The 14,359-nt window shown below is 71.0% G+C and carries 13 protein-coding genes and 1 tRNA gene; 3 read left to right on the top strand and 11 right to left on the bottom strand.

The annotated features are described in order from the left end of the window. Positions 1 to 24: 24 nt before the first annotated feature. The 4 genes from ABD978_RS17025 to ABD978_RS17040 form a co-directional block, all read right to left on the bottom strand. Positions 25 to 1,509, bottom strand: coding sequence for an LCP family protein (locus ABD978_RS17025; RefSeq protein WP_345354665.1), 1,485 nt, complete (start codon positions 1,507 to 1,509; stop codon positions 25 to 27). Positions 1,510 to 1,766: 257 nt separating this feature from the next. Continuing rightward, positions 1,767 to 3,893, bottom strand: coding sequence for an LCP family protein (locus ABD978_RS17030; RefSeq protein ID WP_345354668.1), 2,127 nt, complete (start codon positions 3,891 to 3,893; stop codon positions 1,767 to 1,769). A gap of 371 nt (positions 3,894 to 4,264) precedes the next feature. Beyond that, positions 4,265 to 4,672, bottom strand: coding sequence for a hypothetical protein (locus tag ABD978_RS17035; RefSeq protein WP_345354670.1), 408 nt, complete (start codon positions 4,670 to 4,672; stop codon positions 4,265 to 4,267). 73 nt (positions 4,673 to 4,745) lie between these two features. Continuing rightward, positions 4,746 to 4,949, bottom strand: coding sequence for an EF-hand domain-containing protein (locus ABD978_RS17040; RefSeq protein WP_345354672.1), 204 nt, complete (start codon positions 4,947 to 4,949; stop codon positions 4,746 to 4,748). Between the two features lie 308 nt (positions 4,950 to 5,257). On the opposite strand from ABD978_RS17040, the gene ABD978_RS17045 reads away from it, so the two are divergent. From ABD978_RS17045 to hemE, 3 genes are all read left to right on the top strand, one after another. Further along, positions 5,258 to 7,141: a hypothetical protein gene (locus ABD978_RS17045; RefSeq protein WP_345354674.1), complete on the top strand. Its 1,884-nt coding sequence runs from the start codon at positions 5,258 to 5,260 to the stop codon at positions 7,139 to 7,141. Positions 7,142 to 7,239: 98 nt separating this feature from the next. Next, positions 7,240 to 7,647 (top strand): Gfo/Idh/MocA family oxidoreductase, encoded by a 408-nt coding sequence (locus tag ABD978_RS17050; RefSeq protein WP_345354676.1) that lies wholly within the window; start codon positions 7,240 to 7,242, stop codon positions 7,645 to 7,647. A 228-nt stretch (positions 7,648 to 7,875) separates the two neighbouring features. Continuing rightward, on the top strand, positions 7,876 to 8,997 hold the full coding sequence (hemE, locus tag ABD978_RS17055) for a uroporphyrinogen decarboxylase (RefSeq protein ID WP_345354678.1): 1,122 nt from the start codon (positions 7,876 to 7,878) through the stop codon (positions 8,995 to 8,997). Positions 8,998 to 9,277: 280 nt separating this feature from the next. On the opposite strand, the gene ABD978_RS17060 is transcribed toward hemE, so the two are convergent. The 7 genes from ABD978_RS17060 to galU form a co-directional block, all read right to left on the bottom strand. Continuing rightward, a tRNA-Ala gene (locus tag ABD978_RS17060) sits at positions 9,278 to 9,351 on the bottom strand. 234 nt (positions 9,352 to 9,585) lie between these two features. Continuing rightward, complete coding sequence (gene sepX, locus ABD978_RS17065; RefSeq protein ID WP_345354680.1) at positions 9,586 to 10,176, bottom strand: divisome protein SepX/GlpR; 591 nt, start codon at positions 10,174 to 10,176, stop codon at positions 9,586 to 9,588. A gap of 356 nt (positions 10,177 to 10,532) precedes the next feature. Next, positions 10,533 to 11,147 (bottom strand): GNAT family N-acetyltransferase, encoded by a 615-nt coding sequence (locus ABD978_RS17070; RefSeq protein WP_345354682.1) that lies wholly within the window; start codon positions 11,145 to 11,147, stop codon positions 10,533 to 10,535. Positions 11,148 to 11,197: 50 nt separating this feature from the next. Then, on the bottom strand, positions 11,198 to 11,668 hold the full coding sequence (locus ABD978_RS17075; RefSeq protein ID WP_345355929.1) for a MogA/MoaB family molybdenum cofactor biosynthesis protein: 471 nt from the start codon (positions 11,666 to 11,668) through the stop codon (positions 11,198 to 11,200). 14 nt (positions 11,669 to 11,682) lie between these two features. Continuing rightward, positions 11,683 to 12,153, bottom strand: a complete 471-nt coding sequence (gene moaC, locus ABD978_RS17080; protein WP_345354684.1) for a cyclic pyranopterin monophosphate synthase MoaC — start codon at positions 12,151 to 12,153, stop codon at positions 11,683 to 11,685. 64 nt (positions 12,154 to 12,217) lie between these two features. Continuing rightward, the gene (gene glp, locus ABD978_RS17085; RefSeq protein ID WP_345354686.1) at positions 12,218 to 13,429 is read right to left on the bottom strand and encodes a molybdotransferase-like divisome protein Glp; all 1,212 of its coding nucleotides are present in this window, start codon (positions 13,427 to 13,429) and stop codon (positions 12,218 to 12,220) included. Next, positions 13,413 to 14,327 (bottom strand): UTP--glucose-1-phosphate uridylyltransferase GalU, encoded by a 915-nt coding sequence (galU, locus tag ABD978_RS17090; protein WP_345354688.1) that lies wholly within the window; start codon positions 14,325 to 14,327, stop codon positions 13,413 to 13,415. Before galU ends, glp begins: the two co-directional genes overlap by 17 nt. Positions 14,328 to 14,359 lie beyond the last annotated feature (32 nt).

Here is a 14,359-nt window from a genome sequence, read left to right on the forward strand (position 1 = left end):
AACGCCCCGGCTCAGCTCACCGGCTCAGCCGCAGGCGTTCTTCAGCGAGACCGCGCCGTTGGATCCGGTGGACGAGGCCGTCGCACTGGGTGTGACGCGCGAAGTCTTCCGTTTGTTCGACTTGGCGGTGGCGCTGGTGGTCGGCGTGGGTTTGGTCTGCTGGGGGTTGTCGCTCGCCGCGATGGCCTTGGCCGCCGCGTTCCGCATGACCAGGGTGCTCGGCTGGTAGACGTGGAAGCCGGGGATCTTGTCGGGGTTGTAGGCGAGGCTGTGGATGTCGGCGCCGTTCTTCACGGTGCCGGACAGCTTCACGAGCGCCGGCAGCAGCGCCGACGGGATGTTCGTGTAGATCGTGTTGGTCGCGGCCTTGGCCAGCTTCTCGAAGTGGGTGACGACCTTCTGCGGGTCGGCCTGCTCGGCGATGTCCTTCATCAGGCACTTCTGCCGGTCCATCCGGTGGAAGTCGTCGTCGGCGTGCCGGCTGCGGCCGTACCACAGGGCCTTCTCGCCGTTCAGGTGGTGCGTGCCCGGCAGGAGATAGCCGGACGGCGGGATGCCCCGCTCCGGCTCGCCGCCGATGGGCAGCTTCTTCTCGATGTGGACCGTTACACCGCCCATGGCGTCCACGATGTCCTTGAACCCGTTCAGGTTCACCAGCACGTAGTAGTGGATCTTGATGCCGAGGAGGTACCCGATGACCTCTTCGAGCAGGTGCGGGCTGCGCTGGGCCGCCTTCTTGTACTTCGGCAGCAGGTCGGCGTGCCGCTGCGCCTCGATGTAGACCTCGTTGAGCAGCCCCTGGTCTCCCGGGTCTCCGGTGTAGCCCTGCGGCCACCGCGACCGCAGCCGCGGCGGCACCTGGAAGTGCTGCAGGTTCCGGGGCAGGCTCAGCAGGACCGTGTCGCCGGTCTTGGTGTTGATGCTGGCGACCGTCATGCTGTCGGTACGGATGCCGCTGCGGTCCTTACCGCCGTCACCGCCCAGCAGCAGGACGTTGACCCGCGGCATGTCCTTCCACGGGTTGGCCGCGTTCACCTTCTGGCCGGAGCTGTCGTCGCCGGGGAAGATCTTCGACAACGTGTCGCGCAGCACATAAGTGGTGTTCGCCGCGTACACGAACGGCGTGCAGATCAACAGCGACAGCACCACGACCAGCGACGTCGACGCCACCCGCATCGTCGTCGGCAATCCCACCGGCCGCACCACCTGATACGACCGGATCACCACCGACGCCCACACCAGCGCCAGCGCCAGCAAGGCGGCGATGATGACGTTCAGCCACGTGCCCTGCACGGCGATCTGCTTCAACTTCTCCTGGAACGCCAGCCCTGTGGTGGCGGTCCCCACGATCAGCAGTGCGAGGATTCCCATCAGGGTGAACCCGGCGGCGCGGCGACCGGCCGCCACGTGAGCCACTCCCCACACGACCGCGGAGGCGAGGGTCAGCCCCAGCGCCCGCCACAGACCGGCGACGGGTACCGGCTCACGCCTCCCAACCTGCCGTGCCATGAAGTCTCCTGATCCTCTGCTCGCGAGCAAAGCTCGCTCCGGGCGCGCATCCCCATCAGGGACGTGCGGCCGCGCCGACCGGTTTGCAAAGTGATTGACTAGATGCGGTCAGTAACCATTGGCATTGACCGATGGATCGTACCCGACCTGTGACCCAACCTGGACCGATAGCACGGTAAGGCACACTGGCCCCACTTATCGCCGCATTCATGAAAAGCTCATGAAGTGCCGCGTGAATGGCGTATATCCAGTACGGACTAGCCGCAGGCGGCCGTCAGCGAGACCGCCTTGTCCTTCGTGTGGGCCGTGGGCGACGCACTGCCGGACGCGTCATCCCCGGCACTCGGGGTGGCCGAGTCACCCGGAGACGCCGCCGCGCTCGCCCCGGCCGAGGCCCCCGCGGACCCCGACGGCCCCGGGCTGCTCAGCCCGGCCGGCGACGCCGCGGGCGCCGGAGTGGCCGACGGCTGCGCGGAGGTGCTCGCGCCGCCGGACGCCTCGGGTGAGGGGGTGGCGGTCGCCGAACGCTCCTCGCTGGCCGCGAGCGCGGCGGCCGCCGCACGCCGCATGACCTGCAGGTCCGGCCGGTAGACGTGGAACTGCGGCGGAACGAACATCAGGCTGCTGATCTGCGCGCCGTGCTTCATCGTCTCGGAGAGCGTGATGAGGGCGGGCAGCAGTTCGGCCGGGATGTTGGTGGAGATCGTCTTCTTCGCGGCGGCCGCGAGCTGCTGGAACCGGGTCAGCACCCGCTGCGGGTCGGCCTGCTCGGCGATCGCCTTCATCAGGCACTTCTGCCGCCCCATCCGGGTGAAGTCGTCGCTCGCCGTCCGCGACCGCCCGTACCAGAGCGCCTCTTTGCCGCTGAGGTCCCGGTCCCCGGTCTTGAGCACCCCGGTGGGCGCACTGCCGTCCTCCGGACCGCCGAACGGGATGTCGTGGGCGATGTGCACCTTCACCCCGCCCATCGCGTCGACGATGTCGGCGAAGCCGAACAGGTTGACGAGGATGTAGTAGTCGATGGGCTGGTCGATGAGGTACGAGATCTCCTCACGGACCAACTCGGGCCCGCGCCGGCCCTTGCCGAAGCCGGGCACGAGCGAAGGATCGTCCTCGGCGTCCTGGAACAGCTCGTTCAGCAGGCCCTGGTCGCCCGGGGCGCCCACCCCGGTGAACCCGTCCGGCCAGCGGGACCGCAGGCGGGGCAGAACCGGGAAGTGCTGCAGGTTCCGGGGCAGACTGAACAGCACCGTGTCCCCGGTCTTCGTGTCGATGCTGGCGACCGTCATGCTGTCCGTACGGATGCCGATGCGGTCACCGGCCCCGTCCCCGCCGAGCAGGAGGACGGTGACCCGCGGCTTGTCCTTCCACGGGTTCTCCACGTTGACCGGCTGCGGCCGCGCCTGGTCGCCGTGGAAGATCGTGCCGATCGTGTCCCGCAGGGTGTAGGTGCTGCGCGCGGCCCAGACGAGCGGCGAGCACACCCCGACGGCGAGCACCAGGACCATCGCGCCCGCGAGGACCCGCGCGGTCCGGGCCATCCCGGTGGGGCGGACCACCTGGTAGGAGCGGACGACGATGCCGGCCCACAGGAGCGCGAGCGCCAGGATGCCGCCGGTGATTCCGGCGAGCCAGTCCCGCTGCACCGCGATGTTCTTGAGGTCGTGCTGGTACCGCAGGGCGACGAATACCCCGCCGCCGACCAGGATGGCGAACAGGCCCATCAGGAGGATCCCGGCGACACGGCGTCCGGCCCAGAGGTGCGCGACGCCCCAGACCACCGCGGAGGCGACCGTCAGCCCGAGTGCGTGCACGAGACCGCGCCAGGACCCGCCGCCCTTCGCGTTCTCGGCATCGGCATCGGCATCGGCATCGGCATCGGCATCGGCATCGGCATCGGCGGGAGTCTCCTCGCCGGACGCGGCCTCGGCCGCTGCCGCGTCCTCGGCGTCCACCGCGTCGGTATCGGCGTCGGCGCCGCCCGGGTCGGTGGCATCCGCGTCGGACGGGGCGTCGTCCGCGGTGTCGGCCGTACTGGACGGGGTGCCGTCGGCCGTGCCGGACGTGGACGCGGTGTCATCAGGTCGGGCCGCGTCGGCCGCAGTGGCGTCCACGTCGGACGCGGCGACGTCCGTACGGTCACCCGCTGCGGTCTCGGCGCCCGTCGGGGTCGCGCGTTTGGGCGCCGCCGCGGCCTGGACGACGGAGATGCCGTCCTCGGCCAGCGCGCCGCGCCTGCCGCCTACTCCGGCCGCAGAACCCTTTGCCCCCGCACGCCCTCCGGCGTCGCCCTCGCCGTCCTGGGCCGGGGAGTCGCCCCCCGTTTCACCGGCGGCGGCGTCCTCGCTGCCGTCGGAGACGCCGTCCACCGCGCCTTGTCCCATATGCACTCCTGTGTCCCAGCCGCCAGCCTAGATCATCCGCCGGGCGAGACCCACGAGGTACTCACCCGGCCCGCCGTACGACCGGTGGAACACGGACGGTCGCACGACCGCGGTGCGAACGATCACCTTTCCGGCAACGAACGACACCGCCAAAGAATCCCTTAATGCCCGAAATAGACCGAATTAAGCCATTATGGCCACATATCGAGTTTCTCCGGGCTTGTAGATCACCGGCGAGAGCCCAAGGATCTCAGCGCCGGACCCACCCGGCGAGCGTCACCGGACGGCGGCGGGTCCGTGTCCCGCCAAGGCTTCGTCCGCACTTCCTCCAGGAAGACCATGGGCCGTCAATGCCGCTTCCAGAGAGTGGCTCACCGGACGAGCGGCCGCGTCAGGAGGGGGTCCGGGAAGGCGGAGACGATCTCCCGTGCCGCCTTTCCCCTGACTCCCAGGTTCAGGCGCACCAGCGACTGGCCGGCACTGCGATCCGCGACGATGACCTCGTTCAGCAGCCCCCGTTTCAGGGTGGCGGTCAGCGCCTGGATCGGCGCGTCGAAGACCAGCCTGCCGAGGTCCAATCCGCTGTGGATGCGCTCGATCATCAGCAGGCGGTACGACGTGACGACGACCCAGACCGCCGGCGGCACCGCGACGACGAGCAGCCCCATACTTCCCGAGGTCACCGCGGACACCGCGAGCGAGGCTGCCGCCCCCTTGGTGAGGGTCTCGGCCAGCCGCTTCTTGACGCCGCCCTTCACCTGCGCGGTGGTCGCCAGCACGACGCTCTCGACGAGGCTCGAACGTCCGTGACGACGCCGGCCCCCGGCGATCACCGGGAACCGGCGGGCCGCCTCAGGAGCTCCACGCCCTGGCGAACTCCGCCAGGTTGATGCGTCCGTCCCCGTCGTCGTCGGCGTGGGCGAAGATCGAGTTGATCTCATCGCCGCTGACGGCCTCGTGGCGGCGGGTCATGGCGAGCTTGAACTCCATCGCCGTGATGTACCCGTCGCCGTCGTAGTCGATCTCCTTGAAGGTCCGCACGACCTCGTCGTCCACCAGTGCCTCCTGTCGGCCCGTACGTCTCCGGCAGCGGTCACCGTACGGCCCGGACCCGGCGCCGCGCGACACCGTTGTCCGAACCGGCCCGGCCGGGCGGCCGACCCCTCCCGGCGATCGCGAGGGCCGACACCGGCTCGCCGAGCCCGACGCCGAGCGGCTCGGCGGCTGGGCCTCCCGCCGCCCCCGGAGGACATTTTGCCTGCTCAGGGCACTGTTCTGTCTGGTTTGTTAGATAGTATCCATTTTCCACCGTTGTACGTAACTTTGTCACGATCTTGGGACGATGTGGCGGGACGGAGATACCGATGTCCTTGACCGAGGCCCTACGGACGGGTGCTCCGCAGGCGTTCGGCGCGCTCTATGACGAGTACGGCGAAGCGCTCTACGCCTACTGCTATGTCATGGTCGGCGTCGAAGCGGGTGACGCGCTGCACGACGTCTTCGTCGCCGTCGCCCGCGATCCGGGCGCCGTTCCGGATGACGACGCGCGGCTTCCGATGTGGCTGCACTCGCTCGCCCGAGCCCAGTGTGTACGGCGCGGCGCCCTTCTTCGCGGCGTCGCGACGACCACGTCGACCGACCCGCTGCGGCGCGCGCTGGCCCTCCTGAGTCCCGGAGACCGCGAGGTCCTGGCCCTGACGAACGCTCTCGACCCGGAGCAGACCGCCCAGGTCCTCGGCGTGACGCGGAACGCCGCCGAGACACTCGCGTGGGACGCGCAGCAACGTCTGGAACAGGCCGCTGCCTCCGTACGGGGCGAGGAGACGCGGAACTCGGCCATGCTCGCCCCGCTGAGCGGGGAGGCGCTGCACCGGCTGGTGACACTCGGATACGAGCCTCCGGCGGGGCAACGCGACCGGATACTGGCCTCGTGCGCCGCGGCCGCGCCCGCGCCGCCGGCGACGGGATTCGACGCCGGCGCGACACCCTCGCTCGACGGCTCCCCCACGTCGGCCGATGACGCCACTCGGCAGATCCCGGCCATCTCCCCGGATCAGGCGGCCACCGCGCCGCTGGGCCAGGTCGGCGGAACCTCCGCGGACGCGCGACCGGATCAGCCCGTACCCGGTGACTCCCGGCCCGCCGAGCCCGGCGCTTCCGAGGCTGAACCGGCCGGTTCGGAGTCGGCGGCCTGGGCGGCCCTCGACGCCGCGTGGGCCGAAGACGCGAACGCGATCACCGGCGGGCAGCCGCCCGCCCGCGGTACGCACGCCAAGCCGAAGAAGTCATCGGGCGGCGGCCGGCTCCTCCCGGTCGTGGCCCTGGTGGCCTGCGTCGCCGCGGCGACGGGCACGGCCTTCGCGCTGACCGGCTCACACGGCACGCACGACACCGGCGCGGCCGTCCACCAGAGCGCGCGGCCGAGCCCTTCGACCCAGTCGCCCTCCTCGGCGGATCCGACGATCCCCTCACCGAAGGCGGTCACGTCTCACCCGAGCAAGTCGCCGACGCCGACCCGGACCAGCACCGCGCCCACGACCGCGACGCCTCGGCGGACCACCGCCCCGGCAGGCGGCTCGAAGTCGTCGACCCCGACGTCGTCCGCCAAGGCGACGCCGACGACCGAACCGACCTCGTCGTCCGCATCGACTCCGACCGCGAAGCCGACTCCGTCCGCCGAGCCGAGCTCGCCCGCTCAACCGACCCCGACCGCCGAACCGACTCCCTCCGCCGAGCCGACCCCGACGGCCAAGCCGAGCAAGACAGCCAAGCCGAGCAAGACGGCCCGTCCAACCCACACCCCACGGCCGTCCCGCACCGCCAAATCCACCCACAGACCGAAACCGACCCACACCGCCAGGCCGACCAGGCCGGCCACGTCCCCGGACCGGTCGACGAGCCGGCCGAGGCCGCATCGCACCACTACGTCAGGTGACGGGTCCACCGGCGGTGGCGGGAGCGTCGGCCATCGAGGGTCCGCTCAGGCCTGCGAGGGAACGTCCGGGCGAGCGTCTCGTTGTGCTCAGCCCTACCCTTGGCGCGTTGAACCCCCGCAGCGTCCAGGCTTCCCTCAGCGCTCCAACGGTTCCAACTCTGGTTCTGCTCAGGACGATCAGGACGGTTACGGTCAGGACGGTCGAAGCCTCCCCCAGCGCTCTAACGGTTTCGATCCCGGTTTCGGCCAGGGCGGTCAGGGCCGTCCCCAGCGCCCTGACAGTCCTCAGTTCGCTCAGCGTCCCCGGTGGTGAGACCGGCGCGCCGCGGAGCCTCCCATCGACCGGTCACGCGGCGGCGTGGGGAGCGATGCGGATCGCGCGCCAGGTGACGAACGACTGGTCGTAGCGCGATGCGACGCGGCCGGTCAGTCGGCGGCTGGCGTCGGCAGCCCGGCGCGGGACTACGCGGACAGTCGTACGCCCGCCTCGCCCATGCCGGCGGCGTGGGACGTGTGGTGGCGCTGGCCGAGCCCGACCCGGGCCGCCGCGCGGCGGCCGCCGAGGAGTTCGGCGCCCCCTCCGACCGGGTCCATGCCGACTGGAGCGACCTGGCCGCGCAGGAGCGGCTGGCCGACGCCGCGATCGTGGCCACCCAGGACCGCCAGCACACCGGGCCCGCCGTCCGGCTCGCCGACCGCGGCTACCACATCCTGCTCGCCGACTCCTCGAAGCTCGACCGCACCGACCTGGCCCTGGTCTGCCCGCTGGCCGACATCCACCTCCTGATCACCGGCGACGGCACCGACGAGGCGCCCTGAGCCGCCTGCGCGACAGAGGCCTGTCCAGCGAAGTCGCGCAACTCGGCGACCACCCCTGACCACGGCCGCCTGGCGACTGGTGTTCGCGGGCTTGGCAGCAGTCGTAGCGTCCCTCGGCACCGGCCCTGAATTCGGCCGATTTCCCCGAGCCCCTACGATGGCGACGGCTCCTTCCCGGGGTTGGAGCCTGCTAACCGGGTCTAGGGCCATTCAACAGGACGGAACAGCATGGAGATCGGCACACGGGGAGAAGTCGGCCTGAAGCCGGTGTCCGGCACCGTTCAGCCTAAGAAGCTGCTCTTGCGCGCGCTCGCGGGAGAGCGTACCGAACGGCCACCGATATGGCTGATGCGGCAGGCCGGGCGGTACCTGCCCGAGTACCACCGGGTCCGTGCGGCCGCCGGGGGCATGGTGGGGCTCTGCAATTCGCCCGAGCACGCCGTCGAGGTCACCCTGCAGCCGATTCGCCGCTTCCCGCTCGACGCCGCGATCGTCTTCGCGGACCTTCCGCAGGTCGCCGCCGCACTGGGCCAGACGCTGGACTACCGCGTAGGCGAGGGCCCGGTGCTGACGCCTCCTGTCCGCTCGGAAGCGGACATAGCGGAGTTCCTTGGTGTTTCCCGCCTCCATGAGGAACTGGCCCCGATCTACGAGACCGTACGGCGGCTCACCCGCGCCCTCCCCTCTGAAGTCGCCCTGATCGGCTATGCCGGCGCGCCGTGGACCATCGCCACTTACATGGTCGAGGGACGCGGCGGCGCCGCGTCAGAGCACTCCGTCGTCAAGCAGTGGGCCTTGAGCGACCCGGACGGATTCCAGTCACTGATCGACCTGCTCACGACCGCCGTCATCCAGTTCCTGGACCGACAGATCGACGCGGGTGCGGAAGCAGTCCAGTTGTTCGACACCTGGGCCGGGATACTCCCGGACGCCCTCTTCGAACGGTGGTGCGTCAAGCCGGTCGCCACCATCACCGCAGCGCTTAAAGAGAAGCACCCGGACGTTCCGGTCATCGCCTTTCCCCGGGGCGCCGGGCTCTCCTACGACGGCTTCGCCGAGGCCACCGGAGCAGACTGCATCGGCTTGGACGCCACGGTTCCCCTCGCGTGGGCCGCACAGAGGCTGCAGCGCGGCCTGGGGCGCTGCGTGCAGGGCAACCTCGATCCCCAGCTCCTCGTCGCCGGCGGCCCCGCGCTGGCCGCCGAGACGGACCGCATCCTGCGCGCCCTGAGCGGGGGCCCGTTCGTGTTCAACTTGGGACACGGCATCACCAAGACCACGCCTCCAGATCATGTCACCGCCCTGGTCGAGCAGGTCCGGGCCTGGACCACCCCAGCCACCCTTGGGTGAACCGGCTCTCAATCCGGTCCCAGAAACCGCAGCGCGCCCGCGCCGGGCGGGCGCAGCAGCGCACAGCCCGGCGGGCCTCCGCTGATCTGCTCATGGCGGCCAGCGCGAGCCGCTGAGGGCGTTGCCGTACTTCGCTGCTGTACGAGATTGAAAAAGGCCGGTTCCGTGATCGGGACCGGCCTTTGACCATTGGGGGTCCGGGGGCGTCCCCCGGAGAAAACGACGAAGGACCAGCGGGAAGAGAGCGAAGCTCTCGACCACACTGGTCCCAGGTCCGAAGTGGAGCTGAGGGGATTTGAACCCCTGACCCCCTCGATGCGAACGAGGTGCGCTACCGGACTGCGCTACAGCCCCAAGGACGCTGTAAGGCTAGCAAACATTCGGCACTCCTCGCGCATCGGTTGCCCGGTGTTCCGGATCACAGCAGGTCGGTGCCGATGCCCGGCACGCCCGGCGGGATGCCCGACCGTACAGGGTGGGCCTGCACGGCTGCGTTGATCCCTGGCACCTGCTGCCGATAGAGGGCAGTGAACGCCAGTGATCAGCGCTGCCGCCGCCCGGCGAGGTCGCGTGGCGGCGTCGGTCGGATCAGTCGCCGACGGCGCGCTGGTCGGTGTACTGGTCGTACACCTCTTGCTGCGGGCGGTCGGGCATGGCGATGATCTCGGCGGACCGCTGGACCTCGCGGGCGAGGCGCGCCTCCTCCTCCGCGCGGGCGCGGCGGTCGGCCTCGAGGGCGCGGAGGTGGGCGAGACGTCGGGCGCGGCGGCGTTCGGCGTCCATCTTGACGGCGCTGCGCAGCAGCGTGAGGTGGCCGACGAGCAGCACGGACGGCGGCAGCGTGAACCACCACGGCGTGACGCCGGCGACGACGGTGGCGACCGCCGTCAGCACGAGGAGGATGAGACCGACGGTGCGGCGCCGGCGGCGGGCGATGACGGCGGCGCGGCTCGCCCGCCGGCCGACAGCGGAGCGGGCCGCCCGTGCCGGGACGACGTCGTCCTCGGGCAGTGCCTCGTCGAGGCTCTCAGCGGCCTCGGAGGGCGTCTCGACCAGCGTGTCGGCGTCTTCGTCCAGGCGCCGGTTCCGGGTTCGGGAGCCGTCACGACGAAGCCACATGGGGACCAGGACGACGCCCCAGACGGCTACGATCGCAAGGTAGAGGAGTGCGCTGCTCATCAGCCCTCCTCGTAGGCGCGTCGAGGCCGCAGGCTGACCTGGCAGACGCGCTCGCTCACGTCCCGCACGCTAAGACCCACCGTCAGTGGTTGACGAGCATTAGGGGCGGTGTGTCGCGAGATCGGATCCTTCCTGAAACTTTGCTGACCAAAAGTTTCCAGGCACCATGATCACGGCGTACGGCGCCCGCCACCCTCGGTATCCGGAGTATGGCTCCGCAAACATCACATTCCCGTATCGTCTGCACCACCGTCCGGCTGCGGTGATCATCCCGTGTCCGCGGGAAACCCTGGGTCGCCGGGGAGCGGCATCCCGGTGAACGCCTCAGCCGCCGTCCCCCTCGGCGTGGGCCGGACTCAGTGCGGGAAGGCCTGGCGGGTGCTGGCGCGCCAGCGGGACAGCAGGCCGCCGGGAACGTCCTCGGTCGTCAGGGCGTAGCAGATGTGATCACGCCAGGCGCCGTCGATGTGCAGGTGTCGCCGGCGGACGCCCTCCTCACGGAAGCCGAGCTTGTCGACGACGCGACGGCTCGCGGTGTTCTCCGGGCGGATGTTCGCCTCGACGCGGTGCAGGCCGACGTTGAAGAAGGCGTGGTCGACGGCCAGGGCGACGGCGGTCGGCATGACGCCGCGACCGGCGACGGCCTTGTCGACCCAGTAGCCGATCTGCGCCGACCGGGCGGAGCCCCAGACGATGGCGCCGATGGTGAGCTGCCCGGCGAACTCCCCGTCGTACGTCACGACCCACGGCAGGGCCAGGCCGTGCCGGGCCTCGCGGCGCATCGTCTGCACCATGCTGAGGTAGGGAGCGAGACCACTGCGGAAGAGCGGCGTCTCGGGATTGGTCGGCTCCCAGGGACGCAGCCATTCGGCGTTGCGAATCCGCACCTCCCGCCAGATCGGCGCGTCACGTAGCCGCAAGGGCCGCAGCCCGACCGGCCCCTCGTTCAGGTTGGCCGGCCAACCCCGCATGCTTGCCACACTCCCATGATTCCCCTGTGGCGGGTCCTACGCCATCCTCGTCAGGGTGTGCGCGGGTGATCGCCGCCGCCGATCTGGTCGACGGCGTGTCGCAGCACCTCGCCGAGCACGGCCATCCCGTCGCGTACTCCGCCCGTCGAGCCGGGCAGGTTGACGATGAGGGTACGTCCGGCGACGCCCGCCAGGCCGCGGGACAGGATCGCGGCCGGGACCTTCTGCCGGCCGGTGAGCCGGATGGCCTCGGCGATGCCGGGGATCTCGCGTTCGATGACGCGCCTGGTCATCTCCGGGGTCCGGTCGGTCGGGGTGAGTCCGGTGCCGCCGCTGGTGACGACGGCGTCGTAGCCCCGGGCGACGGCGTCGCGCAGGACCTCCTCGACCGGCTCGCCGTCGGGGACGACGACCGGGCCGTCGACCTGGCAGCCGAGGTCGCGCAGGAGGCCGGCGAGGACCGGCCCGGAGGTGTCCTCGTAGACGCCGGCGTGGGCGCGGTTCGACACGGTGACCGCCATGGCCCTGATCGCCGTCACGGCCGCCGCCAGACGCCGGTCTTGCCGCCGGTCTTCTCCTCGACGCGCACGTCCGTGATGACGGCGGCCGGGTCGACCGCCTTGACCATGTCGATGAGGGCGAGCCCGGCGACGGACACGCAGGTCAGCGCCTCCATCTCCACGCCCGTACGGTCCGCGGTGCGCACCTGCGCGACGATGGCCACGCCGTCGTCGCGGACGGTCAGGTCGACGGTGACACCGTGGATGGCGATGGGGTGGCACAGCGGGACGAGGTCGGGAGTGCGCTTGGCCGCCTGGATTCCGGCGATGCGGGCGACGGCCAGCGCGTCGCCCTTCGGGACGTTCCCGGCGCGCAGGGCCGCGACGCACTCCGCGGACAGGCTCACGAAGCCGGTAGCGGTGGCCGTACGGGCGGAGACCTCCTTGGCGGAGACGTCCACCATCCGGGCCGCCCCGGACTCGTCGAGGTGCGAGAACCCGGTCATGCGGCCTCCCTAGTGAGAGAAGTGACCAAAGGCGCTGCGCTCAAGACTCGCCCGATCCGCTCGCTCATGGCAGCTCCAGCACGTCGACGGTGTCGCCTGCGTGGAGTTCGGTGACGTCCTCGGGCAGGACGATCAGCGCGTTCGAGGACGCGAGCGCGAACACCTGGTGGGAGCCCTGCGCCTCCGCCGGGACCACCCGGTAGTCCCCATCGTCGTCTGTCGACAGCTCCGCGCGCAGGTAGTGCCGCAGGCCCTCCGGCGAGGTGATCGGTACGGAGAGACGGGCTCGTACGGTGCGCGGCGGCGCGGGCGGCAGCCCCTGCAGCGCGCGCAACGCCGGGCGGACGAACACCTGGAAGGAGACGTACGCGCTGACCGGGTTGCCGGGCAGCGTGAAGACGGGGACGCGGTCGTCGAGCAGGCCGAAGCCCTGCGGTTTGCCGGGCCGCATCGCGACCTTCTCGAACCGCATCGTGCCCAGCCCCGACAGGACCTCCTTCACGACGTCGCGCGCGCCCATGCTCACCCCGCCCGACGTGATGATCAGGTCGGCGTGCGCGAGCTGCTCCTCGATCGTGGTGAGGACCTCGCGCGGGTCGTCGCCGACCGTGCCCTGCCGGAAGCCGACGCCGCCCGCCTCGGTGACGGCGGCGGTCAGCGCGAAGCTGTTGGAGTCCCAGATCTGGCCGGGACCGACCGGGCGGCCGGGCTCGACCAGTTCGCTGCCGGTGGACAGCACGGCGACGCGGGGCCGGGGGCGTACGAGGACGCGGGCCCGGCCGACCGCGGCGAGCATGCCGATCTGGGCGGCGCCGAGCCGGGTGCCGGTCGGCAGGACGGTCTGCCCGGCGGTGACGTCCTCCCCCGCGCGCCGAATGTAGTGGCCGGGCGTGGCGGCCCGCCGGATCGTCACCTTGGCGGTGCCGCCGTCGGTCCACTCGACCGGGACGATGGCGTCCGCGCCGCCGGGCAGCGGCGCGCCGGTCATGATGCGGGCGCACAGCCCCGGGGCGATGCCGTACGCGCCCTGGTCGCCGGCGGCGATGTCGCCGACGACCGACAGGCTTACGGGTGATGTCTCGGACGCGGCCGCGACGTCCGTGGCCAGCACCGCGTATCCGTCCATGGCGGAGTTGTCGAACGGCGGCAGGTCGACGGGCGCGGTGACGGGCTCGGCGAGGACGCCGCCGGATGCCTCCGACAGGGCCAACTCCAGGGGCGGAAGCTCCCGTACCGACCCCAGGATGTCCGCCAGATGCTCATCTACCCGCTTCATCGTGCTTCGCCACGAACTCTCGGAGCCACGGCAGGAACTCGTCGGCCAACTCGGGCCGGTCGGCCGCGAACTGCACGACCGTGCGCAGGTAGTCCAGCTTGTTGCCGGTGTCGTAGCGGCGGCCGCGGAACAGCACGCCGTGCACCGGGCCGCCCTCCGAGCGGTCCCGCCTGGCCAGCGTGAGCAGCGCGTCGGTGAGCTGGATCTCGCCGCCCCGGCCCGGCGGGGTCTTCTCCAGGACGTCGAACACGGCGGGGTCGCAGACGTACCGGCCGATGATGATCCACCGGCTCGGGGCCTCCCCCGGCACCGGCTTCTCGACGAGGTCGGTGACGCGGACGACATCGTCCTCGTCGGTCGGCTCGATCGCGGCGCAGCCGTACAGCGACACCTGCTCGGGCTCGACCTCCATCAGCGCCACGACGCTGCCGCCGTGGGTCTGGCGGACCTCGAGCATGCGCTGCAGGAGCAGGTCACGCTCGTCGATCAGGTCGTCGCCGAGCAGTACGGCGAACGGCTCGTTGCCGACGTGCCGGCGGGCGCAGTGGACGGCGTGCCCGAGGCCCTTCGGCTCGCCCTGGCGCACGTAGTGGACGTCGGCGAGTTCGGCGGACTCCCGGACCGACCCGAGCCGCTCGGGGTCCTCCTTTGCGCGCAGCGCCTCCTCCAGCTCGTACGCGCGGTCGAAGTGGTCCTCGATCGGCCGCTTCCCCCGGCCGGTGATCAGCAGGATGTCGTCGAGCCCGGCCGCGACGGCCTCCTCGACGACGTACTGGATCGCCGGCTTGTCGACGATGGGGAGCATTTCCTTGGGGGTCGCCTTGGTCGCGGGCAGGAAGCGCGTGCCAAGGCCGGCAGCGGGAACGACCGCCTTGGTGACGGGTACGTGGTCGGCCATGACAAGACCCTAACCGTCGATCGTGGCTGTTC

The sequence above is a fragment of the Actinoallomurus liliacearum genome, from assembly GCF_039542035.1.
Taxonomy (GTDB): domain Bacteria; phylum Actinomycetota; class Actinomycetes; order Streptosporangiales; family Streptosporangiaceae; genus Actinoallomurus; species Actinoallomurus liliacearum.